We start from the raw sequence: 26,416 nt of genomic DNA on the forward strand, positions 1-26,416 counted from the left end.
TGTGGGGCAGGGCTTGTGGAGAAGGCGCTGAGTCCCTGGGGCGCGGGGTGCGCGGTGAAGCGGGAAGAGGTTCTGCTCTCAACCATAAGAATCCATCCCCCCGGGTACATAACCGGGTTCTTCGTGATTGGGACGCCGGCGGCCCGAGGTGTGACAGGGGTGTGAACGATACGAGCGTATCGGATTCGGGCTTCTGGTTAAGCTGTGGGTTTTGTACGCGTCGCGCTTGTGGCGCTGGGTTCGAGGTCATTCTCAGTCGTGGTGCCAGCGTCTGAATCGGCCGAACTCTCGCCTGCCGCTGCTTCGACGGCACCGTCGCCGCGAAGTTCTTCGTCTGTGTATCTCTCACCCGAGTCTACCTCAGCGCCTGCTGGCGACCATGCAATGCCCGAACTGTACGGGGTGCGCTCCCGCCCAGGGTGGCGCTTGGTCTGCACGACGATGATGACGATACCGATGAGGATCGCCAGCCACGCCGCCCAGACATTGACCCGAACACCGAAGAAGATCTCGCTGGGGTCGACACGGATGGTCTCCCAGACCGAGCGGCCCACGCCGTACCAGATGAGGTAGATGCCGAAGAGCTTGCCCCACTGCAGGGCCAGCTTCTTGCCGATGAAGAGCAGGAAAGCAACGCCGATGAGGTTCCAGATGACCTCGTAGAGGAAGGTCGGCTGAAAGAGCGTTCCCGGGGCCAGGCCGACGGGAATGGCCGGGTTGGGCTGGCCGTTCCAGGGGAAGGTTGCCGGGATCTCGAGGCCCCACCAGCCGTCGGTCGGGTTGCCGAAGAGTTCGTGGTTGAAGTAGTTGCCGAAACGGCCGAAGGCCTGCGCGAGCAGGAGCCCGGGCGCCAGGGCGTCAGCGAAGGTCCAGAACCGGATGCCCGACAGGCGGCAGCCGATCAGCGCACCGATCGCGCCGCCGATGAGGCCACCGAAGATGGCGATGCCGCCATTCCAGATGGCGAACACCTCCCACAGGTTGGCGCCGTCGTAGAAGTAGTCACCGGGGTGGGTGAGCACATGGAAGACACGCGCGCCGATGATGCCGAGCGGCACGGCCCACAGGATGATGTCGAGCACGATGCCTGGCTCTGCACCTCGCTTCGTGAGCCTGCGCGACGTCAGGATGGTCGCAGCGACGATGCCGATGAGGATGCAGATCGCATAGAACTTGATGTCGATCGTGAAAGGCAGGTTGATGCCCAGCGACTGGAGCCACCCCGAGATGTTCAGGGAATTGATCGTCGGGCTGGGAATGCTTTGCGGCACAAACACCTGGGTGGAAACCTTCCGTAGTGGGTCGTTGCCGTCAATGGGCAATCGGCAAGCCCAATCTTATGATGCGTCGTGTGCACCCGCGTGACACGGGTTCAGAACCTTCGAGGTCTCGCAGAATGATGCGGGCAGCGTGACGCTGGCACGTGACGCGCCGGGTTCGGCGGGGGCTTCAGCGCGCGGTGCCCCGTGCCAGAGCGGCGGCGACGCGCGCGACACCGGCAACACCGTCGTCGGAGAGGGCTCGAACGAGGGCAGAGCCCACGATCGCGCCATCGGCGTACGCCAGGATCTCGGCGATCTGGTCACTGGTCGAGATTCCGATGCCGACGCAGGCGCTGGTGGAGCCGGCCTCTCGCAGGCGGTCCACGAGAGTGCGTGCCGCCGCGTCGACGTCACCCCTGGCACCGGTGACGCCCATGGTCGAGACCACGTAGACAAAGCCACGGCTGTTGTCGACCGCGAGCTTCAGCCGATCATCCGTCGATGTCGGCGCAGCCAGGAAGACCCGGTCAAGGCCCGTGCGGTCGCTGGTCGCGAGCCACTCGCTTGCGGCGTCAGGTGTGAGATCGGGCGTGATGAGCCCGGCTCCCCCGGCCGAAACGAGATCGTCGGCGAAGCGATCGACGCCGTACTGCACGACCGGGTTGTAGTAGGTCATGAGCAGGATGGGAGCATCGACGCGCGAGCGGATGGCTTCGACGGCCGTGAAGGCGTCGCGCAGCCGGAAGCCGTTCTCGAGTGCCGTCTGGGTGGCTTTCTGGATGACCGGGCCATCCATCACCGGATCGGTGTACGGCAGCCCGAGCTCGAGCACATCGACGCCGTTCTCAACGAGCGCGACGGCGGCGTCGATGCTCGTCTCAAGCGTGGGGAACCCGACCGGCAAGTACCCGATCAGGGCACCGGCACGATCGACGCGGGCGTTCGTGATGGTCGTGGCGACGGGCGAGATCGTCGTGGTGTGGTCGCTCATCGCTGGGTTCCCTCGCCCTTGGCCAGTTCTCTGGCATCGCGGTCGAGTTCGGCGACCTCTTCTGCCCCGCTCTCGAGTTCGCTCGAGAGGTCGGTGAGTTCGAGTTCGCTGGCGACGAGGGCGGCCTCGTCGAGCACACCGAAGTAGCGTCCCGCCGTCTCGACGTCTTTGTCACCGCGGCCGCTGAGATTGATGAGGATGGTGGCATCGGGGCCGAGTTCGCGGCCGAGCGTCAACGCACCTGCCAGCGCGTGCGCCGATTCGATGGCAGGAATGATCCCCTCTGTCTGGCAGAGCAGGCGGAAGGCCGACATGGCTTCGCCGTCAGTGACAGGCAGGTAGCTTGCGCGCCCGATGGAGGCGAGCCAGGCGTGCTCGGGCCCGACCCCTGGGTAGTCGAGGCCGGCGGAGATGGAGTGCGAATCGAGCGTCTGGCCGTCGTCGTCCTGCAGCATGAGGCTGCGCGAGCCGTGGAGCACCCCGGGGCGGCCCATGGTGATCGTTGCCGCGTGGCGCAGGGTGTCGACGCCGTCTCCCGCTGCCTCATAGCCGTAGAGCGCGACGTCGGGGTCGTCGAGGAACGCGTGGAAGATGCCGATGGCATTCGAGCCACCACCGACGCAGGCGACGACGGCGTCAGGCAGTGAGCCCGTCAGCGCCAGGACCTGCTCGCGAGCCTCTTCGCCGATGATCTTGTGGAAGTCGCGCACCATCACGGGGAAGGGATGCGGCCCCGCAACGGTGCCGAGCAGGTAGTGTGTGTCGCCGACGTTGGCAACCCAGTCGCGGAATGCTTCGTTCAGCGCGTCTTTCAACGTGCGGGTGCCCGTCGTCACCGGGACGACCTCAGCACCGAGCAGACGCATGCGAGCCACATTCAGCGCCTGGCGCTCGGTGTCGACCTCGCCCATGTACACCACGCAGCTCATACCGAACAGCGCGGCGGCCGTTGCCGTGGCGACACCGTGTTGGCCCGCGCCGGTTTCGGCGATGAGGCGGGTCTTGCCGAGTCGCTTGGCGAGCAACGCCTGGCCGAGCACGTTGTTGATCTTGTGCGAACCGGTGTGGTTCAGGTCTTCACGCTTCAGGATGATGCGGGCTCCGCCCGCATACTCGGCGAAACGCCTGGCCTCGGTGATGATCGAGGGCCGGCCGGTGTAGGTGCGGTGGAGTTCGGCCAGTTCGGCGGCGAACGACGGGTCGTTCTTCGCTTCGTCGTAGGCAGCGCTGATCTCGTCGAGCGCAGCGATGAGCGACTCCGGCATGAACCTGCCCCCGAACTCGCCGAAGAACGGCCCGTTCTCGTCACGCAGGTGGGTGGTCATGAGACTCCTAGGAATTCTTCGAGGGTGCGTGCAGGGTCGCCGGTGACGAGTGCTTCGCCGACGAGCACGACGTCGGCCCCGCTCGAGCGGTAGTGGCTGACGTCGGCAGCGGTCTTCACTGCGGATTCTGCAACGCGGATGATGCCGGCCGGGATGCGGTCGGCGAGGCGGCCGAACAGGTCGCTGTCGAGTTCGAACGTCGACAGGTTTCGGGCGTTGACGCCGATGAGCGAGGCGCCGAGGTCGAGGGCGCGTTCGACCTCATCAGCTGAATGGGTCTCGACCAGCGCAGTCATTCCGAGTTCATTGATGAACTCATGCAGGTGCAGCAGTGTCGACTGGTCGAGCGCGGCCACGATGAGCAGAACCAGGTCGGCGCCCGCTGCACGCGCTTCGAGCACCTGGTAGTCGAGGGTCACGAAGTCCTTGCGGAGAACGGGTACCGAGACGGCCTGCCGAACCAGCACCAGGTCTTCGAGGGAGCCCTTGAACTTGCGGCCTTCCGTCAGCACGCTGATTGCACTCGCGCCGGCCGACTGGTAGGTCGAGGCCAGCGCTGCGGGGTCGGTGATCGCCGCCAGCGCGCCGCGCGACGGACTGGCACGTTTGACTTCGGCGATGATCTTGACACGTTCGGCCGGAGCCAGGAAGGCCAGGGCGTCGAGCGCCGGCTCCTGGGCGAGAGCGGCACGTTCGACATCGTCGTAGCTGACGAGAAGACGCCGGGCTTCCGCGTCTTCAGCGGCCCCGGCACTCAGAGAGGAGAGCACTGGAGTTAGTGCCCCCTGGCAGCGGTCTTCGCCCCGTCGACGCCGTAGCCTGCTTTGGCGAGGCCGTACCCCACCAGCAGGCCGACGACGAGGAGCACTGCCGAGGCCCAGACCAGCCAGACGATGGAGAGGAAGAAAGCGAGGGTGCCGATCGCGAATGCGACCAGCATGATCACGACCGCCGTCCACGATGCGATGGAACTGCCGTGGCCGGGCTCAGATGACTCAATGCTCATGGTGCTCCTTGAAGATGTGCGTGGGTCGGCGACCAGTCTATCGGGTGCCGAATTGCCGTGCAGTTCAGATGCGCTGCCCGGAATGTCAGTTGGTGGGGTCGACTCCGCGGCTGAGACTGTCCCAGCTGTCGACGGCCCGGGTACGGTCTGACTCGGCTTTCGCGTCGAGGTCGACCGGCACCCCTGTCTCTGCCGATGCGGTGGTCGAGGGAGCGGAGTCCCCGGCTGTTTCGTGGCCGACAGGCGCAGCGGCACTGTTCTCGGTCTCGGGCCCCACCGATCCGAGATTCGCCTCGACCAGTGTGGCCGGGCTGGCTGACGTTCGCCCGGTCTCATCGGCGAACTGCACCGGCTGGTACTTTCGACCCGATACTGGCCACCGGCGGAACGTCACGACGATCAGGATGCCCGTCACGGCCATCAGCGCACCCGCGACGGCCGCGACCCACGGCCAGGGGGTCGACCCTGTCGACTGGGCGATGGCCAGGATCGAGCTGCTCCCCGCCACGCCGGTGGCACTGGTCACAGCCGACTGACCGGCCAGAACGGGGTCTGCCAGAGCCGCGGCGGAGGAGGCGAGTATTGACAGGCCGAGCACGAGTTCGAGCAGGCCGAGGATGATCCTGATGACGGGCCCTGCGATCGCCAGCGCTGCCGAGAGTGCGAGGCCCGCAAGAGCAAGGGCCGAGAGAGCCGGAGCGGCAGCGGCACCCTGAACCGTGACCGTGAGAGTGTCTCCGGCACGGCCCTGAGCCGTCAGTGTGAACCACGGTTGCGACCACGACAGGAACACCAGGGCACTCCACGCGACGACGGCGAGGATGCTCAGGGATTTGACCCGGCGAAGCGGTGCCCCGGTCATCCGACTCTCTTCATGGCATTGGCGATCGCCACGGCGCGAAGGGGCGCCGCGGCCTTGTTCTGGGATTCGAGGAACTCAGAGGCGGGGTCGGAGTCCGCGACGAGACCGCCACCGGCCTGAACGTGGGCCACGCCGCCGGCGATCACCGCGGTACGGATCGCGATGGCGAGATCTGCTCCGCCGGCGAAGTCGAAATACCCGACCACCCCACCGTAGACGCCGCGCTGCGCTGGTTCGAGGTCATCGATGATCTGTAGCGCACGCGGTTTCGGGGCACCAGAGAGGGTGCCGGCTGGGAAGGTCGCTCGGAACACATCGATCGCCGTAACCTCGGGGGCGAGAATCCCCTCGACCGACGACACGATGTGCATGATGTGACTGAACCGCTCGATGCGCATGAACTCGGTGACCTCGACCGATCCCGCTTCGCAGACCTTCAGCAGGTCGTTGCGCGCGAGGTCGACGAGCATCAGGTGCTCGGCCTTCTCTTTGGGGTCTGCCAGCAGCTCGCTCTCGAAATTCAGGTCTTCGTCGACTCCGCGGCCGCGCGGGCGTGAACCGGCGATCGGGTGGGTGAATGCGCGACCCTCTTCGACCTTGACCAGCGCCTCGGGGCTCGAACCGACAATGGCGTACGGCTGCCGAGACGGGGATTCGAGGTTCAGCAGGTACATGTACGGGCTCGGGTTGAGGGTTCTGAGCACGCGGTAGACCTCGATCGGCTCCGCGCTGCAGGCCAGGTCGAAGCGCTGCGAGATGACCACCTGAAAGATGTCGCCCTCGCGGATGTGCTCTTTGGCCACCTCGATCGAGTCGAGGAAATCGGGGCGCGTGGTGCGGGCATCCGGGGTCGCAGCCAGCGAGAAATCCGCCTCTGCAAGCCAGGCCTCTGCCGGTTTCGCCAGGCGATACTGCATCGAATCCAGCCGTGCAACGGCGTCGCGCCAGAGTTCGTCGGGGTCGGCGTTCCTGCCGCCGGAATCGCCGGATCCCCCCGCAACATCGCCGTCGGCGAGCACCGTTGAGACCAGGGTCACCGTGCCGAGCAGGTGGTCGACAGCGATCAGGTCGGAGACGAACGACAGCGCCTGGCACGGCACAGCGAAATCGGCCGGCGGCCGGTTGGGAAGGTGTTCGATCTGGCGCACCGTCTCCCAGCCGATGAACCCCACGAGTCCTCCGGTCAGGGGAGGGTGCCCCTCGATGGCAGGTGTCTTCCACTCTTCGTAGAGCTCGGCCAGCGCCTCGAGCGGCCCGCTCGGCATTCCGTGGGGGAATGCCCGGGCTGTGTTGAGCCCGGATCCCATCCACACAGCGCGGTCACCGTCTGCACTCAGCACGCCGTAGCTCGACACGCCGATGAACGAGAACCGCGACCACACGCCGCCCTGTCCCGCAGATTCGAGCAGGAAGGTGCCAGGGCGGTTGTCGCTCAGTTTGCGGTAGATGCCGATCGGCGTCTCACCGTCGGCGAAGAGCGTGCGAATGACCGGGATCACCCGGTGGGTGTTCAGGAGTCGGTCGAACTCTTCGCGAGTCGTCGAGCTCGGGGTGCTGGGTGCCATCGCTGTTCCTGTTGGTAGGAGTGTGCTCGGGATCTGAGACTACTCGGGGCCGGCCGTGATGCCGCTGTCGGGGGACGTCTCCGTGTGGATTTCACTTCCGGCCCGACTCGCGAACCCCGTCTCGGGTGCGAGAACGTCGCCGTCGAAGCAGGTGCGCGTACCGGTGTGGCAGGCAACGCCGACCTGCTCTACCGTGACCAGGAGCGTATCGCCATCACAGTCGAGAGCCGCCGCACGAACGAACTGCGCGTGCCCGGAGGTGTCGCCCTTTCGCCAGTATTCCTGCCTCGACCTCGACCAGAACGTCACCCGGCCGCTCGTGTACGTGCGCCGAAGCGCTTCGGCGTCCATCCAGCCAAGCATGAGTACTTCAGAAGTGTCGAACTGCTGGATGATCGCCGGCAGCAGGCCCTGGTCGTTGAACGTGGCCCGGCTGATCACCGAGTCGACGTCGAGCGCGAAGCTCATCGCACCACCACCCCGCTTTCTGCAAGCGCCGACTTCACGTCAGCGATGGTCAATTGTCTGTTGTGGAAGACCGATGCGGCCAGCACTGCGTCAGCGCCGGCGGCGATCGCCTCGGGAAAATCGCTGGTGCGGCCCGCTCCCCCTGAGGCGATCACCGGAACTGAACTCACCTGGCGCATCAAGGCGATGAGTTCGAGGTCATAGCCGTCTTTGGTGCCGTCGGCATCGATCGAGTTGACGAGGAGTTCGCCGGCGCCGAGTTCGATGGCACGTGATGCCCAGGCCAGCGCATCCAGCTCAGTGTCACGGCGACCGCCGTGGGTGGTGACGATGAAGCCCGATTCGGTGTTGCCGCCACGCTTGACGTCGAGCGAGAGTACGAGCACCTGCGCGCCGAAGCGGTCGGCGATGTCGCCGAGGAGTTCGGGGCGCGCGATGGCGGCGCTGTTGACCCCGACCTTGTCTGCGCCGCTGGCCAGCAGCCGTGCGACGTCTTCGGGGCTTCGGACTCCCCCGCCGACGGTCAGGGGAATGAAGACCTGTTCGGCGGTGCGGCGCACGATGTCGTACGTCGTGGCCCGCTCGTCGACAGTGGCCGTGACATCGAGAAAGGTGATCTCGTCTGCGCCCTGCGCGGCGTAGAGGGTTGCGAGCTCGACCGGATCACCTGCGTCACGCAGGTTCTCGAAATTGATGCCCTTCACGACGCGGCCGCCGGCGACGTCGAGGCACGGGATGACGCGCACTGCGAGTGACACGGCCTGTGCCTACATTCTCACGGCGTGGATGGGGCTCACCAGGATGGCGCGTGCGCCGACCTCCCAGAGTGCGTCCATCACGAGGTTCATGTCCAGGCGCGGCACCATGGCGCGTACAGCGACCCAGTCGGGGTCGGCCAGCGGCGAGATCGTGGGTGATTCGATGCCGGGAGTCAGCGCCGCCGCGGCGTCGAGGAGCGCGCGGGGAACGTCGTAGTCCATCAGCACATACTGGCGCGCGACCAGCACACCCTGCAGGCGTCGCTGCAGAGTGTCTGCACCCGGCTTCTGCACACCGGAGCTGATGAGCACGGCAGTGGATTCGAGGATGACCGGGCCGAAGATCTCGAGCCCTGCCTTGCGCAGGGTGCTGCCAGTCGAGACGACGTCGGCCACAGCATCCGCCACCCCCAGTCGCACAGCGGACTCGACGGCGCCGTCGAGCTTCACCAGAGTGGCTGTGACGTTCGACTTGGCGAGGAACGCGGCGACGAGCCCGGGGTAACTGGTGGCCACGCGGCGGCCCTGCAGCTGGCTCAGCGAGTCGAACGTCTTCGGCGGGGCGGCGAAGCGAAAGGTCGACTCACCGAAGTTCAGCTCGGCGATCTCGGTCGCTGTCGACTCCGAGTCGAGCAGCAGGTCACGGCCGGTGATGCCGATGTCGAGGGCACCGGAGCCGACGTAGGTCGCGATGTCGCGCGGCCGGAGGTAGAAGAACTCCACATCGTTCTTCGGGTCCTGGGTGACGAGCTCGCGCGGGTCGCGGCGGCCGTGGTAGCCCGCCTCTGCGAGCATCTGAGCGGCGGTCTCTGACAGGGAACCCTTGTTGGGCACCGCGATTTTCAGCATTTCGTGTCTTTCAGGTTTTCGTCCGGACGTGCCGTGCGAAGTTCAGTGGGTTCGTCTTGTGCGGCGGGGACGCACGAGACAATTTGTTACAGGTGCCGGTAGATGTCGGCTGGCGAAAGGCCCTTGGCCAGCATCAGGACCTGTAGGTGGTAGAGCAGCTGCGAGATCTCTTCGGCCGTCTCGGTGTCGCTCTGGTACTCCGCGGCCATCCAGACTTCGGCCGCCTCTTCGACGATCTTCTTGCCGATGGCATGCACGCCGGCATCGAGTTCGCGCACGGTGCCGGAACCCTCGGGCCGCAGCGCCTGCTTCTCGCTGAGCTCACTGAACAGTTCGTCGAAGGTCTTCACAGTTCAAGGGTACCGGCAAGAGCCAGCTGTCAGCGTTCAGTGGGTGGGCTGGGCCGGCGTATGGGTATGCCGGGAGGCGAGATCACGCAGCAGGGTGATCTGGGCGGCCGCATTCTCGGCGCCGAACACGCTCGACCCGGCGACGAAGGTGTTCGCCCCGGCCTCTGCCGCGATCTCGATCGTCTTCTCGCTGATGCCCCCGTCGACCTGGAGCCACACGTCGAGTCCGCTCTTCGCGACGGCTTCGGATGCCCGGCGGAGCTTCGGCATCGTGTCGGCCATGAACGACTGCCCTCCGAACCCGGGTTCGACGGTCATCACCAGCAGCATGTCGAATTCGGGCAGGAGTTCCAGGTAGGGCTCGATGTCGGTGCCGGGCTTGACGGCCAGGCCGGCACGAGCGCCGATCTGTCGAAGGCGCCGGGCGGTTGCTACGACATCTGCGGCTGCCTCCGCGTGGAAGGTCACGGAATACGCGCCGGTCTCGGCGTAGACAGGAGCCCAGTGGTCGGCATCGGTGATCATGAGGTGCAGGTCGAGCGGCAGGGTCGACACCTTCTGAAGCGCCTCGACTACGGGGAGCCCGAGGGTGAGGTTGGGCACGAAATGGTTGTCCATCACGTCGACATGCACGAGGTCTGCCGTGCCGACCCTGGCCAGTTCGGCCTGGAGATTGGCAAAATCGGCGGCCAGGATGCTGGGATCGATACGCATGGGCATGGCTCCAGCCTAGGGTCTCACTTGCAGAGTCTCGCGCTGTGCAGGGTCGCGTGCTGCTCAGGGTCGCGTGCTTCTCAGATCTTCTGCATCACCGCGACGAACATCGCATCGGTGCCGTGCCGGTGTGGCCACAGCTGGGCCTGCGTCGTGTCAGTGCCGAGTTGTAGCGGAGTCGACACGAACGACTGCATCACGGCCTGGGTCTGCAACGGCCGCAGAGTCTCGCTGTGGCGCTTCAGCGCGTCGGTCACCTGGCCCCGTGTCTCGGCGACGTGCGGCGAGCAGGTGACGTAGACCAGAATGCCCCCGGGTTTCAGGGCGAGCACCGCGGCGTCGATCAATCGCGCCTGCAGCCCGACGAGTTCTGAGACGTCTGCGGGTGATTTTCGCCATCGCGCCTCTGGTCGTCTGCGCAGAGCACCGAGCCCGGTGCACGGGGCATCGACGAGAATCCGGTCGAATCGCCCGGGGTTCTCCTCGCCCATCAGTGTTCCGTCCTCCTCCCACACCGAAGGGGGGTTCGGCAAGGCGGCCAGTGCGTTGCGTACGAGTTCGGCGCGGGCGGCAACGGGTTCGTTCGCAATGACCGTCGCTCCCCCGATGCGCGCCTCCGCCGCCAACACGGCCGTCTTTCCGCCGGGGCCGGCGCACAGGTCGAGCCAGACCTCGCCGTTGGCTATCGGCGCGGCGTGCACGAGTGCGAGGGCGGCGAGCTGTGAGCCTTCATCCTGAACGCGGACCGTTCCGCTACGGACCTGCTCGATGTCGCGCGGGTCGCCGGAGTCCGTGATGAAACCGAAGGGCGAATACAGCGACGCGTGCCCGTCGACATGGATCTCACTGCGCTCAGCCAACCCCGGCAGCGCAATGAGACCGAGTTTCGCCGCCTCATTGTCAGCTTCGAGGAGCGCGACGAGGTCGACTTCTGCCTCCTCGGGAGTGGCTCCATCGACCAGGAGCGCGCGACGGAAAGCGCGGATGATCCACGACGGATGCGAGTACAGCACCTCCAGCCGCGCATCGTCGTTGCCGGCCGCTTCGAGAACGCGCTCCTGCCACTCTTCGGGTGTCGAGCGGGTGATGGTGCGCAGAACACCGTTCACGAAGCCGGTGGATGATCGGCTCGCCACATCGCGGGCGAGTTCGACAGCCTCGTTGACCGCGGCGTGGCTGGCCACCCGCAGCGAGAGCAGTTGATGGCTGGCCAGCTCGAGCACGTCGACCACGACGCCGTCGATCTCCGTGATCGGGCGGTTGGCCGCGAGCTCGATGACGCGGTCGTAGTAGCCGCGCATGCGGAGCGTGCCGTAGGTGAGTTCGGTGGCCAGGCCGGCGTCTGCGCTGCTCAGCCTGGCGCGTTCGAGCTTGGCGGGCAGAAGCAGGTTGGCGTAGGCGTCGTCTTCGCGCACGGCGCGGATCACTTCGAAGGCGATGCGGCGGGCCGGTTGAACGCCCGCACTGCCCTGGCCCCGTTCACTCGGCCCCGGGGCCGAACCGGAGCGACCGCGTGAGCCTGCCGTTCGACCGTGGTCGCGCCCAGCAGGCACGCGCGCCGGGCTTGACCCGTTGCGACCCTGGTTCGCGCCCTGGCGGCCGTGCTTGGGGCGGTCGCCGGTGCTGCCCTGGGATGAACTCACGATGACTCTCTCATTCTGCTGTCAGTTCCTGTTGCTGGATGGCGCCGCCGTCGGGGCTGATTGCCTGCACGCTGTTCTGCGTGCTGGGCACAACGCCTCGCCACCAGTCGATTGCAGTCATGCCCTTCTTGTCGGCCGGATGCACCCGAAGCAGCCGAAGCGGCACATCGGCGGTGCCGACAACAACAGAGCCCGACGCGAGCCGGATTCGGCCTGGCGGCAACGACGGTAGATCGTGGGCGGGTTCTGCCTCGAGAATCTTCAGCCGCAGGCCATTCACAACGGTGAAGGCTCCCGGCTCGGGCGTGACTCCCCGAAGGCGCTGGTATACCTCGGCCAGTGGTCTGCTCCAGTCGAGCCGCGCGTCGTCGAGAGAGAGTTTGGGCGCGAGGGTGACCTCTCCCGACTGGGGTGCGGCCACCGCTGTCCCTGCCGCCAGGTCTGCGACCACCTGCACCACCAGGTCGGCCCCGCTGTGCGCCAGGGACTCCAGAAGGTGCCCGGAAGTCTGGTGAGCGCCAACAGAGGTGGTGAGGGTGGCGAACACGTCACCGGCATCCATCGCAGGAACGAGTTGGAAGACGGAAGCGCCGGTCACCTCGTCACCGGCGATCACGGCACGTTGCACCGGAGCGGCACCGCGCCATCGCGGCAGCAGTGAGAAGTGGAGGTTGATCCAGCCGAGACGAGGCGTGCCCAGCAGAGGTTCACGCACGAACCCGCCATATGCCACGATCACACCGAGGTCTGGGCTGAGCGCCGCGACCTGATCGGTGACGGCAGCGTCGAGCGTGTTTGCTTTGATCACGGGGATGCCCAGCGCAGCCGCACGCTCCGCCACAGGAGACGGAGTCAGCACGCGCTTGCGACCGATCGGAGCATCGAGCCGTGTGATGACCGCGACGACGTCATGATCGGCTGCGAGGGCGACGAGCGTCGGTACTGCGACGGCTGGCGTACCGGCGAAGACAATTCTCAATCGAGGATCTCCGTGTCATCGAATCGAACCCTGAGGGTGGGTGGCGTGCGGTAGTTCGTTGGTCGGCCCGCCGGTTTTCGCCGGTTTGCTGCATTCTTGATCACCGCTGCGCGCAAGGTCGTGGCGACCGTGGCGCCGACCGAATAGTCGAATCGCACGATGGAACGCACGAATTCGCCTTCATCAGGCACTGGGCCGAGCACATCCATCTTCGCGCTATCTTCGCCCCGCACCGAATCGTGTAGTTCTTTCACAGCCGATGCAACGGATTCCGGAGTGCCCCGCACGGTCGCCAGGCGGATGGCAGGTGGGAAGCGAAGCGTGCGTCGATCGGCGAGTTCTGACGCGGCAAACCTGCCCTGCTGCCAGGTCACCAGCGTTCGCGCGAGCTCGCCACCGACCCCCACGATGATGGCAGGCGCGCGTGGGGCAGCCAGGGCGATGGCGTTCGACCACCACCGCAGGCACTCTTCGGCAACCGTGAGCGACTCGCGGGCGAGCATCCGTTCGCCGTCGAGCAACAACACGGCGTGGTACCCGCCAGCCGCCACAGGTTCGGCACCGCGGGTTGCCACGACGAGCGCAGGCGCGGCAGAGACATCGGTGAGCGATCGTGTGCCATCTGACACGATGACCCGCGTCTTCGGGAATGCCTTGCCGAGGTCTTCTGCCGTTCGCGTGCTGCCGTTGCCCACCAGCCGAAAATTCGTGCCTTCGCAGTAGTGGCACGACCACTGGGCGGCGATCGCCCCGCACCAGCCGCACGAGGGCCTGGCGTTCCGGCTCGCGGCCTGCAGGGGCCCTTCGCACACCTGGCAGTGTGCGGGCTTCGCGCAACTGCTGCAGGCCAGCACTGGAGCGTAGCCCGGCCTCGCCACCTGAACCAGTACGGGCCCGGTCTCGAGTGCCTTTCGCGCCGTGTTCCACGCGGTCGTGGGAATGCGGGCGTACTGTGCGAAACGGTCGGTGGAGGCCTGCGCCGACGTCGGGACGACGTGCGGCAGAAATCGCGGGTTCTGGGCGATCTCTTCGAGGAAATCGAGTTCGACGAGCCGCTGAACGAACGTGCTCTGCGAGTGCGAGACGAACGCCAGCGCGGCGCCACTCTGCTGTTGCCTGATCAGGGCGACATCGCGAGAGGCGACGTAGGGGCTCAGTGGCTCATTGTGCAGTGGGTCGGCCTCGTCCCAGAGCGCGATCAGCCCCAGCGCGTGGGCAGGGGCATAGATCGCAGAGCGGTTGCCCACGATGATCTTCGGCCGCTCTTCGAGGCAGGAGAGAAAACGCGCGTAACGTTCGGAATTTGACTGCCGGGCATCCACCCTGGCGATCGACTCGGCGGCGAGGAGCCCAACGGAGACCAGACCCTGAAGGGCGGCTTCGAGCTGGTCCTGGTCGCGGTAGTCGGGCACGACGAGAATGGATGATCGGCCGAGCCCCAGCGTGAACACGGCCATCGCCGCCAATGTCGTGGCCCACTGCCCGACCCAGGCACCCGTGCTCGTCTGGGTGACGGTAGGAACAGCGGCCAGCGCGAAACGTGCACGTCGTGCGAGTGCTGATTCGACGGCACCGGGCCCATACCCCGTGATCTGCGCCGGGGTGCGTGTCTCGGGCGTGACCATGGCTTCAGCGCCTGCAGTGTCAGCGCCTACGGTGTCAGCGTCTGTTGTTTCAGCGCCTACAGTGTCAGCGTCTGTTGCTTCAGCGTCTGTGGTGTCAGCGACCGTGTCTTCAGAGTCAGTGGTCTCAGATTCTGGACGGGCGACCGCCGGCTGCCGGGCCTGCCAGGCCTTCTCGACGCGCACCTGCCGCGGTGGAACGGCGAGTCGCACGACGTCACTGGCGTTTCCGGCGGCACGGTCGGCCACCCGTCGGGCCAGCGCCCAGACTTCTGCGGTGAGCACCGGCACCGGTGAGACGACTTCGTCGACTTCACTCAATGTGCCGGAGTAGTCAGCGTCGCTGGTGACCTCGATCACGTACCCTCTGGAAACCCGGCCCGCTGACCGCAGGGGAACCTTCACCCGAACTCCGGGCACTGCCAGGCCCACGAGGTGATCGGGAATGCGATAGTCGAACAGCCGGTCGAGTTGCGGGAGGAGCGATTCGAGCATCACCCGGGCGACCAACACCTGGGTGATGTCACCCGGAGCCCGGTCGGCACCCGCGGCACTGGTCACAACCGGGCTGCGCCCTGAAGGGCTTCGACCCGGTCAAGACGTTCCCACGTGAAGTCCGGCAGCTCGCGGCCGAAGTGACCATAGGTGGCCGTCTGAGCGTAGATGGGCCGCAGGAGGTCGAGGTCGGCGATGATCGCCGCCGGGCGGAGATCGAAGACCTCGCGGATGGCGTTGATGATGTCGTCGTCGGGGAGGTGACCGGTGCCGAAAGTCTCGACGTACAGCCCCACGGGAGCTGATTTGCCGATCGCGTAGGCGATCTGGACTTCCAGCTTGTCGGCAAGGCCAGCCGCCACTGCGTTCTTGGCGACCCACCGCATGGCATACGCAGCCGAGCGGTCGACCTTCGACGGGTCTTTTCCGCTGAAGGCGCCGCCACCGTGCCTGCTTGCTCCCCCGTAGGTGTCCACGATGATCTTGCGACCGGTCACACCGGCGTCACCCTGGGGTCCGCCGATCTCGAAGCGGCCCGTGGGATTGATCAGTAGTCTCACCGAGCCGGAATCCAGCGGCGCATCGGCGAGAACCGGGCCGATGACGAGTTCGGCGACGTCGGCCTGGAGCTGGGCCGTGGAGACGCTCGGCGTGTGCTGGGTCGAGAGCACGACCGTTTCGACCGTGCGGGGAGCGAGCCCCTCATAGCCGATGGTGACCTGGGTTTTTCCGTCGGGCCGGAGGTAGTCGAGCTGGCCGCTCTTGCGCACTTCGGCGAGGCGCTCTGACAGACGGTGGGCCAGCCAGATCGGCAGCGGCATGAACTGGGGGGTCTCTGTGGTGGCGAACCCGAACATGATGCCCTGGTCTCCCGCACCCTGTCGGTCGAGTGGGTCGGAGTCGTGCCCCTGCCTGGTCTCCCAGGCATTGTCGACACCCTGGGCGATGTCGGGTGACTGGGCGCCGATCGACACGGAGACCCCACAACTGCTGCCATCGAAGCCGATGTCTGATGAGGTGTAGCCGATCGACCGCACGCGGTCTCGCACGATGGTCGGAATGTCGACGTAGCCCTTCGTGGTGACCTCGCCGGCCACGTGTACCAGGCCGGTGGTGACCAGCGTCTCCACTGCGACCCGGCTGGAGGGATCGACTTCGAGCAGCGCGTCGAGGATGCTGTCGGAGATCTGGTCGCAGATCTTGTCGGGATGGCCTTCGGTCACCGATTCTGACGTGAAGAGGCGAAGGTTCGTCATGGGGCTCCTGGTGGTTCGACTGCGATTTCTGTTGGAGTACGTGTGCTCACCGCGGTGAGGATGCTGTGTGCCACGGAGAGCTTCGTGCCCTCGGCCTCGATCACTATATGCCCGTCATGATCGAGCACCACGATCGTGTTGCCCTCTGTGGCAAACCCCTCGGTCCAGCCCACCCTGTTGAGGACAAGGTAGTCGCAACGCTTGCGAGCGATCTTGGCCCGACCGAGGCTCAGCAGTTCTCCTTCGGTTGTGGCCGTCTCCGCTGCGAACCCGACCACCACCTGGTGACCGGCCTTCATGGCCGCAAGCTCCGCAAGGATGTCGGGGTTCTTCACCAGCTCGAGCGTGAGCACATCACCGGTGACGTCTTTCTTGATCTTGCCCTCGGAGACCGTGCGAGGCCGGTAGTCGGCGACCGCCGCAGCCATGATCACCAGGTCGGTTTCAGGGAGGAGAGCGAGCAATTCCACTCGGAGTTCTTCTGCTGTCTCGACGGAATGGATCGTCGCACCCCGTGGGGGCTCGACCTCGAGGTGGGCACCGATGAACGTGACTTCGGCTCCTCGCGACACCGCTGCATCGGCCAGGGCGACACCCTGTCTGCCGCTGGACCGATTGCCGATGAACCGCACAGGATCCAGCGGCTCTCGCGTGCCTCCGGCGGAGATCAGGATCCGCAGGCCTTCGAGGTCACGACCCGGTTCGCTGAGGCCCGGTTCGCCGGGTTCCCGTGCCGTGATGATTCCGAGTGCAGCCGCCACGATCTCGTCTGGCTCCGCCATGCGCCCGACACCCGAGTCCGTTCCTGTGAGTTGGCCGCGCGTCGGGCCGACGAAGCGGAATCCACGCGCCCGAAGCGTCGCCACGTTGCTCACCGTGGCGGCGTTCTGCCACATCTCGGTGTGCATCGCCGGCGCCAGGAGAATGGGAGCAGTGGTCGCGAGGACGGTGTTGCCGAGCAGATCATCCGCAATGCCTGCGGCCAGTTTGGCCAGGGTGTTGGCTGTGGTCGGGGCGATGACGATGAGGTCGGCCGCCTGGCCGATCGCCACGTGCCGAACCTCAGACACACCCTCATACAGGTCGCTATGGACCGTGTTGCGAGAAAGCGCCTCGAGGGTGGGCTTACCGACGAAACGAAGCGCGTGCTCGGTCGCGATGACCTGCACAGAGTGCCCTTCCAGCACAAGACTCCGGATGACGCCGACCGCCTTGTACGCGGCAATACCCCCGGTGATACCGACGACGATGTTCATAGCTCTACCCTGTCAGATCTGCGGCCCGAAGCCGGCTCTGTCGGCAATTGGCAGGGCCGCACTACGACGAAGAGAGCCCGTCGCAGTGAAGCGCGGGCCCTCTGTGGTCACTGATCGGTGTTCAGTCAGCGATGGGTGCGTTGGCCTTCACCGTGAGCTTGTCTTCGTTGATCTCATGCAGGGCGATCGAGAGCGGCTTGTCGTCGATGCCGGAATCGACCAGTGGGCCGACGTTGTCGAACAGGCTGCCTTCGTGGAGGTCAGCGTAGTAGTCGTTGATCTGGCGGGCACGCTTTGACGCGAAGATGACCAGGGCGTACTTCGAGTCGACCTTCGAGAGCAGCTCGTCGATGGGCGGGTCAATGATGCCGAGTGGCTTGGCTGGCATGGAAATGCTCCTTGATGATGAGAAGGCACACCCCCGAAACGCGGTGGGTGACGGGCCTTCAGAACGTGCAGAAGGCCACGGGGGGCCTAGGAAATGTTCATTAAGTCTACGACCTCGCGCGCCGCATCGTCGACCTGGGTGTTCACGACACGGAAATCGAACTCATCCTGCGCCGCCAGTTCGACTTTCGCGGTGTCGAGGCGTCGCCCCTGTTCTTCAGCCGATTCGGTTCCCCGACCGACCAGGCGGCGTACGAGTTCCTCCCACGTGGGCGGCAGCAGAAAGACGAGCACGGCATCGGGTGCAGTCCTGCGTACCTGGCGCGCGCCCTGGATGTCGATCTCGAGCAGCACGCTGCGCCCGCTTTCGAGGGCTTCATTCACGGGCCCGCGTGGCGTACCGTAGCGAGACTGGTTGTGCACGATCGCCCACTCGAGAAACTCGTCGGCAGCGATCATCCTGTCGAATTCCTCGTCTGAGACGAAGTAGTAGCTGACGCCGTGGACTTCTCCCGGCCGAGGCGCGCGGGTTGTCGCAGAGACAGACAGTTTGACCTCGGGGTAGTTCTCTCGAATATAGGTCGACACCGTGCCTTTGCCGACTGCCGTCGGCCCGGCGAGAACGACCAGTCGTGACCGCTGTGCTGCGGTTGAGCCGCTCGCTGCCGAGGGCGCCTGCGTGCGCTTACCCACGTATTCGACGAGTTTCACACGCTGGTGTTTGCCGAGGCCGCCGATGCGTTTTGACGGAGAGATCGCCAGGGTTTCGAGAACTTTGTCGGCTCTGACAGGCCCGAGACCCGGGATGCACCGCAGAAGCTCGCGCACACGCAGCCCCGCCTCGGCGGAACCCGGTTCGTCGAACCCCGTCTGCACGACATCCATCGCCGTTCTGGCCCCGGTGACGATGGCCGACTTCACTGCAGCGCGCGCGCGACGGGCAGCAACGGCGGCCCTCGACGCGGCGACGCGGTCGACGTCGGGAGGCGTCGTGTGGCGGGGAGGGGTGCCCGCTGCCGGCTCGAGGGAGGAATCCGAGGTCGTCATTCGGTGACCGCCAATGCTTCGGCGAGATCGTCAGACTGTTGCCGGATGCCCAGCTCGAGCTGCTGCGGCCCGCCAGCCAGCACCGACCTCGACACTGCGACCACCGTGCCGGGCGTCAGGTGGCCGAAGACCGAGCGCACGCTGCTGAAGACCGCTCCCTGGAATCCGAATCCCGGGGCGAGCACGGGGGTGGCCGGTGCCAGGGCAAGGCGTGCCGTGTCGATGCCATAGTCACTGAGGTTCTTCGTCGCACCCAACACAAGTCCGATGTTACCGAGCGCGGCGGTGCCCGGGGTGAGTTCTCCCGAGGCGTCGGCACTCCCCTGCGCGACCGCCTGGGCACGTGCTGATGAATTGTGCACAGAGACCTCGTGGGCCACGAGCCCAGCCAGCGAACTGTCGCCGCCTGCGCCGGAGGCCCGCGCGGTCTGGAGCTGGAACGACTCGGGGTTCGAAGTGGCACTCAAGACGAAGACACCTTTGCCTGCCGTTTCGGCGAGGTCGAAGACCGGTTGGAGGGAGCCGACTCCGGCATAGGCCGTCATGGTCACGGCGTCGGCCTCGAGTGGAGACCCCGCTTGCAACCAGGCCCGACCGTAGGCCTCTGCACTGGTTCCGATGTCGCCCCGCTTCGCATCGGCGATCACGATCAGTCCGGCGGCGCGGGCGGCCGCCAGGACGTCTTCGAGGGCAGAAAAGCCGGCTGAGCCGAACAGCTCGAAGAAGGCCACCTGCGGTTTGACGATGCCCACAACCCCAGCCGCAGCATCCACCACCCGGAGCCCGAATTCGCGCACACCGGCGGCGCTCAGCGGCAGGTTCCATTCGCGCAGGAGGTAGTCGTGGGGGTCGATGCCCACGCAGAGCTGGCCCCGCTCGCGGAAGACACCGGCCAGCCGTTCACCGAAGGGTGCCGCCCCTGTGCCAACCATCACCACCCCTACGCCTCGACTTCCTCGAGCAGCAGTTCTGCCGCGGCGGCCTCTTCGGCCCGCTCGAGTGCTTCAGAACGCTCCCACGCGTACTCCTGCAGGCTGGTCACAGTGAAGCCGTCGCGAATGCCGTCGAAGGAGGCGACGGCAGCGCCGAGCTGCGCGATGGTCGTGAACAGCGGCTTGTCAGCTGCCACGGCCGCTGCGCGGATCTCGTACCCGTCGGCGCGCGCGGAGCGGCCAGACGGCGTGTTGATCACGATGTCGACCTCGTTGCGGTTGATGAGGTCGACGATGTTCGGCTCATTGGTGCGTGAGGCGCCCTGGCTGTACTTGCGCACGATGCGTGTGCGGATACCGTTGCGGCCCAGAACCTCTGCCGTGCCGACGGTCGCGAGGATCTCGAAGCCGAGTTGCGACAGCCTCAGAACAGGCAGCACGATGGCGCGCTTGTCGCGGTCGGAGACAGAGACGAACACGGCACCCGATTGCGGGAGTCCGCCGTACGCGGCCTCCTGGCTCTTCGCGAACGCCCGTGGGAAGTCGCGGTCGATGCCCATGACCTCACCCGTCGAGCGCATCTCAGGTCCCAGCACAGAGTCGACGACCAGGCCTTCCTTGGTGCGGAACCGCTTGAACGGAAGCACGGCCTCCTTCACCGAGACCGGAGCATCGAAGGGAACGATCGAGCCGTCGAGCTTGGGCAGCATGCCCTCGGCCACCAGTTCGGCGATGGTGTCGCCGACCATGATTCGCGAGGCGGCCTTGGCCAGCGGAATACCGAGCGCCTTCGAGACGAACGGCACGGTTCTGGATGCCCGGGGGTTCGCTTCGAGCACGTAGAGAATACCGGCCCCCACGGCGAACTGCACGTTGAGCAGCCCGCGTACGCCGACGCCCTCGGCGATGCCCAGCGTGGCCTTCTTCACCCGGGCGATGACGTCCTGCCCGAGCGTGACGGGAGGCAGCGTGCAGCTCGAGTCGCCGGAGTGGATGCCGGCCTCCTCGATGTGCTCCATGATGCCGCCGATGTAGAGCTCGACGCCGTCATAGAGCGCGTCGACGTCGATCTCGATCGCGTCGTCGAGAAAACGGTCGACGAGAAGTGGATGCGTAGGCCCGACGATCCCCTGGCCGGACACCCGCTCGAAGTAGTCCTCGAGGGAGGGGCTGTCGTAGATGATCTCCATGCCGCGGCCGCCGAGCACATACGAAGGGCGAACCAGAACGGGGTAGCCGATCTCCTCGGCGACGACGACCGCCGTCTCGTAGTCGGTCGCGGTGCCGTTCTTCGGGGCAAGCAGGCCGGCAGCATCGAGGATGCCCGCAAACAGCCCGCGCTCCTCTGCGAGGTCGATCGCCTCGGGTGTCGTTCCGAGAATCGGCACGCCGGCAGCCTTGAGACCCTTCGCGAGCCCGAGCGCCGTCTGGCCACCCAGCTGCACGACGACTCCGACGAGCTCGCCGCTCTGGCTCTCGGCGTGGATGACCTCCAGCACGTCTTCGAGCGTCAGCGGCTCGAAGTAGAGCCGGTCGCTCGTGTCGTAGTCGGTCGAGACCGTCTCGGGGTTGCAGTTGATCATGATGGTCTCGTAGCCGGCATCGCTCAGCGCGAACGAGGCGTGCACGCAGGAGTAGTCGAACTCGACACCCTGCCCGATGCGGTTCGGCCCAGAGCCCAGAATGACGACCTTGCGGCGGTTGCTCGGCATGACCTCGGTCTCGAGGTCGTAGCTCGAGTAGTGGTACGGCGTCAGGGCGGGGAACTCCCCCGCGCACGTGTCGACGGTCTTGTAGACCGGGCGCACGTCGAGTCCGTACCGGATCTGGCGGATCTCGTCTTCGGTGGTACCGCGGAGGGCGGCGATCTGAATGTCGGAGAAACCGTGGTCTTTGGCGTGGCGCAGAATGTGCTCGTCGGTCAGAGGAGCGGCGGCAACAGCATCCGCGACCTCGTTGATCAGTACGATCTGGTCGATGAACCAGGGGTCGATCTTGGTCGACTCGAAGACCTCGTCGATGGTCGCACCTGCGCGGAGAGCCTGCTGCACGGTGACGATGCGGCCGTCGGTGGGTACCGCAGCAATGGCCAGCAGGTCATCTTTGTCGCCCGGCTCGCCGTCCCAGTGGAACGAGGAGCCGCGCTTTTCAAGCGAACGCAGGGCCTTCTGCAGGGCCGTGCTGTAGTTGCGCCCGATCGCCATCGCCTCGCCGACCGACTTCATGGTGGTCGTCAGGGTCGGGTCTGCAGCGGGGAACTTCTCGAACGCGAACCGCGGCACCTTGACGACCACGTAGTCGAGCGTCGGCTCGAACGAGGCGGGTGTGACTTTGGTGATGTCGTTCGGGATCTCGTCGAGGCGGTAACCGATGGCGAGTTTCGCGGCGATCTTCGCGATGGGGAATCCGGTGGCCTTCGAGGCGAGGGCGGATGACCGGGAGACTCTCGGGTTCATCTCGATCACGATCACCCGGCCGTTCGCCGGGTCGATCGCGAACTGGATGTTGCACCCGCCGGTGTCGACGCCGACCGCGCGGATGATGTCGATGCCGATGTTGCGAAGGTTCTGGTACTCGCGGTCGGTCAGTGTGAGCGCAGGCGCCACGGTGATGGAGTCGCCGGTGTGCACGCCGACCGGGTCGACGTTCTCGATCGAGCACACCACGACCGTGTTGTCGGCCGTGTCTCGCATGAGTTCGAGCTCGTATTCCTTCCAGCCGAGAATGCTCTCTTCGAGCAGCACCTCGGTGGTGGGGCTCTGGTGCAGGCCGTCGCCGACGATGCGGCGCAGCTCGGTTTCGGTGTACGCGAAGCCGGAGCCGAGCCCACCCATGGTGAAGGAGGGGCGCACCACGAGGGGGTAACCGAGGTCTGCGGCGTACTCGACCGCCTCCTCGACCGTGTGGGCGATGAACGAGCGCGCGACGTCAGCTCCGCACTCCAGAACCAGCTCCTTGAAGATCTGGCGGTCTTCACCCTTGTTGATCGCTTCGAAGTTCGCGCCGATCAGCTCGACGTTGTACTTCTCGAGAATGCCGTGGTTGTGCAGGTCGATCGCGGCGTTGAGCGCAGTCTGGCCACCGAGGGTCGGCAGGATCGCGTCGGGCTTCTCCTTGGCGATGATGCTCTCGATGACCCGCCAGGTGATGGGCTCGACGTAGGTCGCGTCAGCGAAGTCGGGGTCGGTCATGATGGTGGCCGGGTTCGAGTTCACCAGGATGACGCGAACGCCCTCTTCGCGGAGCACGCGGCAGGCCTGGGTACCCGAATAGTCGAACTCGCAGGCCTGGCCGATCACGATCGGGCCGGAGCCGATGACCAGAACGCTCTTGATGTCGTCTCTCTTGGGCATTACTTGCTTTCCTGGGAGTTGGCGTGCGGGAGGTTGGAGCTGAGGACCATGTCCCTGAAGCGATCGAAGAGGTACATCGAATCGTGAGGGCCGGCGGCCGCCTCAGGGTGGTACTGCACAGAGAAGGCGTTGATCTCGAGGCATCGGATGCCCTCGACCACGTCATCGTTCAAGCTGACGTGGCTCACCTCGACGAGGCCGAACCCCTCTGGCGACTCGATTACGCCCTCGCGCGGGGCGTCGACCGCGAAGCCGTGGTTCTGGCTGGTGATCTCGACGCGGCCGGTCGTGCGGTCGAGCACGGGCTGGTTGATTCCGCGGTGGCCGAACGGCAGTTTGTAAGTGCCGAAACCGAGCGCGCGGCCGAGTAGCTGGTTGCCGAAGCAGATGCCGAAGTACGGCAGCCCGGCGTGCAGAACGTCGCGCAGCACCTGCACGTGGCCTTCGGAGGCCTCGGGGTCGCCCGGGCCGTTCGAGTAGAAGAGTGCGGAGGGGTCCAGCGCGAGGATCTCGGCCGAGGTTGACGACTCCGGCAGCACCTCCACGTCGAATCCGCGGTCGGCGAGGTAGTTCAGCGTCGACTTCTTCACGCCGAGGTCGAGAACCACGACTGATCCGACTCGTTCGCCGACTGCTGCAACCGTGTACGGCTCGGGCGTCGAGACGACCTTCGAGAGGTTCTGGCCCGCCATTTCGGCGCCGGCGCGCACCAGCTCGAGCTGGGCATCCGGTGACAGCTCGAAGTCGGGGCCTGAGAAGATTCCCGCACGCATGGCGCCGGATGACCGGATGTGCCGCGTCACGGCCCGGGTGTCGATGCCGCTGATGCCCACAACGTCATCGCGGACGAGGTCGTCGTCGAGGCTGCGGGTCGCACGGAAGTTGGACACGACCCGGGAGGGGTCGCGCACGACGAATCCCGAGACCCAGATGCGACTGGATTCGAGGTCTTCGTCGTTGGTGCCGGTGTTGCCGATGTGCGGTGCCGTCATCATGACGATCTGGCCCGCGTACGAGGGATCGGTGAGCGTCTCCTGGTAGCCGGTCATGCCGGTGGCGAAGACGGCTTCACCGATGGTGCGGCCGTGGGCGCCATAGGCGCGCCCGACGAACCGCTTGCCGTCTTCGAGAACAAAAACTGCGGGCTCTGGTGCGATCACGCGAGAGTCCCTTCCTGCGTCGGGGTTGCGGGGGGTGGGGTGTTGGTCTGAGTGGTTCGAGCAAAGGCCGCGACGATTCCGTCGACGGCATCGAGAACACGCACGCTGTCGGCCTGGTCGAGGATCCGCACGTACGACTCGACGTCTGCAGTGCTGTGGGTGACGATCGTCGCCGTCGAACTGCGGTGACTCGCCTGGGCCGTACCCCGACCATCCGGGCGTGGCCGGGGGTGTGCGTGGTCGAACTCCTCGGTGGCGGCGGCGACTGCAGCGGCTGCCTCTGCGGTGTCGTGGGCTGTCGAGATGGCGCGGGCGATGGCAGCGTTGCGTTCGGCGCGGTTCGACCCGGCGGTTGCGGCGCTCAGCCGGGACTGGTCGTCTCCGTTGAGAGCCGAGACCCAGTCGAGCCGGACCAGGCCGCCGGATTCGACGACGCGGTCGATCGTGTAGGTCGAGGTTCCGATCGAGCGGATGTCGGCGACAGGCACGAAGACGTCAGGTTCCCCGTTCACAGAGAGAGTGACGCCGTGCTGCCAGACGATGAACGTTCCACGGCCGCGGAACGCGAGTCCGCTGATGGTCAGTCGTTCGAGCGGCTTGTTCGCCGGCGTGGTCGCCACGTAGAGCATCGGCACTTCGAGCAGGAGCTCGCCAGCATCCTGTGGCGTCTCAGACTGTGCAGTGAAGGCGGCCTGGCGGCGCTTTCGGGCCCGCCAGCCGAGCGCCATGGCGGCGTAGATGACGATCAGGATCGCCAGGACGATGAGTGCGGGGCCGATTCTATCCATGAGTGCTTCCTGTTTTCCACGCTGCGACGCTTGCCGCGACCTCAGCGCTGTCGAGCACGGTGCCGCCGAAGACGGTCGGGTAGCCGTGATGGAAGGTGTACTCGACCCGGCCCGACAGGGCCATGCCGAGGAACGGTGAATTCGTGCTCTTCCCAGCGAGCCGGTCGAGACCGAAGACGCTGGTGCTGTTCGGGTCGTGGAGGGTGAAGTTGGCCGGGGAGCCGACTTCGAACGCGTGCGAGTGGTCGGCAAGGCGGCCGATCTCCGCCGGGGTCTGCGAGAGCACCCGGGCGATGTCTGCCCACGTGAGCAGGCCGGTGTCGACGAGCGCCGTCTGGGCGACCGAGAGCGCCGATTCGAGGCCGACCATGCCGAATGACGCCGCGTCCCACTCGGATTCCTTCGATTCGGCGGGGTGCGGCGCGTGGTCGGTGGCGATGATGTCGATCGTGCCGTCAGCAAGCCCGGCACGAAGCGCATGCACGTCGTCGTCCCGGCGCAATGGTGGGTTCACTTTGTACCGCGCGTCATAGGAACGGATGAGGTCTTCGGTGAGCAGCAGGTGGTGGGGTGTCGCCTCGGCCGTCACCGCGATGCCGCGGGATTTCGCCCAGCGGATGACCTCGACCGAGCCGGCAGTCGAGACGTGACAGACGTGCAGCCGGGCACCGACGTGCTCGGCCAGCAGCACGTCGCGCGCAATGATCGACTCCTCGGCCACGGCCGGCCAGCCCTTGAGCCCGAGTTCGCTTGAGAGTGCACCCTCGTTCATCTGGGAGTTCTCGGTGAGTCGTGGGTCTTGCGCGTGCTGTGCGACGACCCCGTCGAAGGTCTTCACGTACTCGAGGGCCCGGCGCATGAGCAGCGAGTCGTGAACACACTTGCCGTCATCGGAGAAGACCCGGACGCGAGCTCGTGAGTGCGCCATGGCGCCGATCTCGCTCAGTCGTTCACCGGCAAGGCCGACGGTGACGGCGCCGATCGGGCGCACGGTTGCGAAGCCAGCGACATCACCCAATGCCTGCACCTGTTCGACCACGCCTGCAGTGTCAGACACCGGCAAAGTGTTCGCCATGGCGAAGACACTCGTGAACCCGCCGGCCGCAGCCGCGCGAGTGCCGGTGAGAACGGTCTCGCTCTGCTCGAAACCCGGCTCGCGCAGGTGCGTGTGGAGGTCGACCAGGCCGGGCAGGGCGAGCAGGCCGTCTGCATCGATGACCGTGGCGCCATGGGCGTCGAGCGAGCGACCCACCGCCCTCAGGCGACCGCCCTGTACGAGGAGGTCAGCCCGCTCACCGGTGGGCAGGGTTGTACCCGAGACCAGGTAGCCGAGGCTCGCAAGTGTGTC

24 protein-coding genes are annotated in these 26,416 nt (G+C 66.1%); all 24 read right to left on the minus strand.

Features of this window, described 5'->3' with window-relative positions; genetic code table 11:
* Positions 1-197: 197 nt before the first annotated feature.
* The 24 genes from lgt to KPL76_RS11480 all read right to left on the minus strand — a co-directional run bounded on the left by lgt (position 198) and on the right by KPL76_RS11480 (position 26,392).
* Positions 198-1,277 carry a prolipoprotein diacylglyceryl transferase gene (gene lgt / locus KPL76_RS11365; RefSeq protein ID WP_216333537.1) on the minus strand — a complete coding sequence of 360 codons (1,080 nt, stop codon included), beginning with the start codon at positions 1,275-1,277 and terminating at the stop codon, positions 198-200.
* 172 nt (positions 1,278-1,449) lie between these two features.
* Entirely contained in the window at positions 1,450-2,253 is an 804-nt protein-coding gene (trpA, locus tag KPL76_RS11370) for a tryptophan synthase subunit alpha (protein ID WP_216333539.1), read from the minus strand.
* The gene (gene trpB, locus KPL76_RS11375; protein ID WP_216333541.1) at positions 2,250-3,578 is read right to left on the minus strand and encodes a tryptophan synthase subunit beta; all 1,329 of its coding nucleotides are present in this window, start codon (positions 3,576-3,578) and stop codon (positions 2,250-2,252) included. The genes trpA and trpB overlap by 4 nt, the downstream gene beginning before the upstream one ends.
* Positions 3,575-4,348, minus strand: coding sequence for an indole-3-glycerol phosphate synthase TrpC (gene trpC, locus KPL76_RS11380; protein ID WP_216333542.1), 774 nt, complete (start codon positions 4,346-4,348; stop codon positions 3,575-3,577). The genes trpB and trpC overlap by 4 nt, the downstream gene beginning before the upstream one ends.
* Before the next feature lie 5 nt (positions 4,349-4,353).
* Entirely contained in the window at positions 4,354-4,584 is a 231-nt protein-coding gene (locus KPL76_RS11385) for a DUF6704 family protein (protein WP_205108737.1), read from the minus strand.
* An 85-nt stretch (positions 4,585-4,669) separates the two neighbouring features.
* A complete protein-coding gene (locus KPL76_RS11390) occupies positions 4,670-5,446 on the minus strand; it encodes a Trp biosynthesis-associated membrane protein (RefSeq protein WP_216333544.1) in 777 nt (258 codons plus the stop codon).
* Positions 5,443-7,011, minus strand: a complete 1,569-nt coding sequence (locus KPL76_RS11395) for an anthranilate synthase component I (RefSeq protein WP_216333546.1) — start codon at positions 7,009-7,011, stop codon at positions 5,443-5,445. The genes KPL76_RS11390 and KPL76_RS11395 overlap by 4 nt, the downstream gene beginning before the upstream one ends.
* A gap of 39 nt (positions 7,012-7,050) precedes the next feature.
* Positions 7,051-7,479 carry a phosphoribosyl-AMP cyclohydrolase gene (gene hisI / locus KPL76_RS11400; RefSeq protein ID WP_216333548.1) on the minus strand — a complete coding sequence of 143 codons (429 nt, stop codon included), beginning with the start codon at positions 7,477-7,479 and terminating at the stop codon, positions 7,051-7,053.
* Positions 7,476-8,237, minus strand: coding sequence for an imidazole glycerol phosphate synthase subunit HisF (gene hisF / locus KPL76_RS11405; protein WP_216333557.1), 762 nt, complete (start codon positions 8,235-8,237; stop codon positions 7,476-7,478). Before hisF ends, hisI begins: the two co-directional genes overlap by 4 nt.
* A 9-nt stretch (positions 8,238-8,246) precedes the next feature.
* Complete coding sequence (gene hisG / locus KPL76_RS11410; protein WP_216333559.1) at positions 8,247-9,086, minus strand: ATP phosphoribosyltransferase; 840 nt, start codon at positions 9,084-9,086, stop codon at positions 8,247-8,249.
* A gap of 86 nt (positions 9,087-9,172) precedes the next feature.
* Positions 9,173-9,436, minus strand: a complete 264-nt coding sequence (locus KPL76_RS11415; RefSeq protein WP_216333561.1) for a phosphoribosyl-ATP diphosphatase — start codon at positions 9,434-9,436, stop codon at positions 9,173-9,175.
* 36 nt (positions 9,437-9,472) lie between these two features.
* A complete protein-coding gene (rpe, locus tag KPL76_RS11420) occupies positions 9,473-10,156 on the minus strand; it encodes a ribulose-phosphate 3-epimerase (protein ID WP_216333563.1) in 684 nt (227 codons plus the stop codon).
* Positions 10,157-10,230: 74 nt separating this feature from the next.
* Positions 10,231-11,703, minus strand: coding sequence for an RsmB/NOP family class I SAM-dependent RNA methyltransferase (locus KPL76_RS11425; protein ID WP_216336411.1), 1,473 nt, complete (start codon positions 11,701-11,703; stop codon positions 10,231-10,233).
* A 100-nt stretch (positions 11,704-11,803) separates the two neighbouring features.
* On the minus strand, positions 11,804-12,772 hold the full coding sequence (gene fmt, locus KPL76_RS11430; RefSeq protein ID WP_216333565.1) for a methionyl-tRNA formyltransferase: 969 nt from the start codon (positions 12,770-12,772) through the stop codon (positions 11,804-11,806).
* Positions 12,769-14,955: a primosomal protein N' gene (locus KPL76_RS11435; RefSeq protein ID WP_371733897.1), complete on the minus strand. Its 2,187-nt coding sequence runs from the start codon at positions 14,953-14,955 to the stop codon at positions 12,769-12,771. The genes fmt and KPL76_RS11435 overlap by 4 nt, the downstream gene beginning before the upstream one ends.
* A complete protein-coding gene (gene metK / locus KPL76_RS11440) occupies positions 14,952-16,145 on the minus strand; it encodes a methionine adenosyltransferase (protein WP_216333574.1) in 1,194 nt (397 codons plus the stop codon). Before metK ends, KPL76_RS11435 begins: the two co-directional genes overlap by 4 nt.
* Complete coding sequence (gene coaBC / locus KPL76_RS11445) at positions 16,142-17,401, minus strand: bifunctional phosphopantothenoylcysteine decarboxylase/phosphopantothenate--cysteine ligase CoaBC (RefSeq protein ID WP_216333576.1); 1,260 nt, start codon at positions 17,399-17,401, stop codon at positions 16,142-16,144. Before coaBC ends, metK begins: the two co-directional genes overlap by 4 nt.
* Before the next feature lie 121 nt (positions 17,402-17,522).
* Positions 17,523-17,789, minus strand: a complete 267-nt coding sequence (gene rpoZ, locus KPL76_RS11450; RefSeq protein ID WP_205108719.1) for a DNA-directed RNA polymerase subunit omega — start codon at positions 17,787-17,789, stop codon at positions 17,523-17,525.
* A gap of 86 nt (positions 17,790-17,875) precedes the next feature.
* Positions 17,876-18,835, minus strand: a complete 960-nt coding sequence (gene gmk / locus KPL76_RS11455; protein WP_216333577.1) for a guanylate kinase — start codon at positions 18,833-18,835, stop codon at positions 17,876-17,878.
* A complete protein-coding gene (pyrF, locus tag KPL76_RS11460; RefSeq protein WP_216336415.1) occupies positions 18,832-19,767 on the minus strand; it encodes an orotidine-5'-phosphate decarboxylase in 936 nt (311 codons plus the stop codon). The genes gmk and pyrF overlap by 4 nt, the downstream gene beginning before the upstream one ends.
* A gap of 8 nt (positions 19,768-19,775) precedes the next feature.
* The gene (gene carB / locus KPL76_RS11465) at positions 19,776-23,120 is read right to left on the minus strand and encodes a carbamoyl-phosphate synthase large subunit (RefSeq protein WP_216333587.1); all 3,345 of its coding nucleotides are present in this window, start codon (positions 23,118-23,120) and stop codon (positions 19,776-19,778) included.
* On the minus strand, positions 23,120-24,280 hold the full coding sequence (carA, locus tag KPL76_RS11470) for a glutamine-hydrolyzing carbamoyl-phosphate synthase small subunit (protein WP_216333588.1): 1,161 nt from the start codon (positions 24,278-24,280) through the stop codon (positions 23,120-23,122). Before carA ends, carB begins: the two co-directional genes overlap by 1 nt.
* On the minus strand, positions 24,277-25,068 hold the full coding sequence (locus KPL76_RS11475) for a hypothetical protein (RefSeq protein ID WP_216333589.1): 792 nt from the start codon (positions 25,066-25,068) through the stop codon (positions 24,277-24,279). Before KPL76_RS11475 ends, carA begins: the two co-directional genes overlap by 4 nt.
* Positions 25,061-26,392, minus strand: coding sequence for a dihydroorotase (locus tag KPL76_RS11480; protein WP_371733959.1), 1,332 nt, complete (start codon positions 26,390-26,392; stop codon positions 25,061-25,063). The genes KPL76_RS11475 and KPL76_RS11480 overlap by 8 nt, the downstream gene beginning before the upstream one ends.
* Positions 26,393-26,416: the final 24 nt, after the last annotated feature.

Origin of the sequence: Subtercola sp. PAMC28395 (genome assembly GCF_018889995.1) — a bacterium.
Taxonomy (GTDB): domain Bacteria; phylum Actinomycetota; class Actinomycetes; order Actinomycetales; family Microbacteriaceae; genus Subtercola.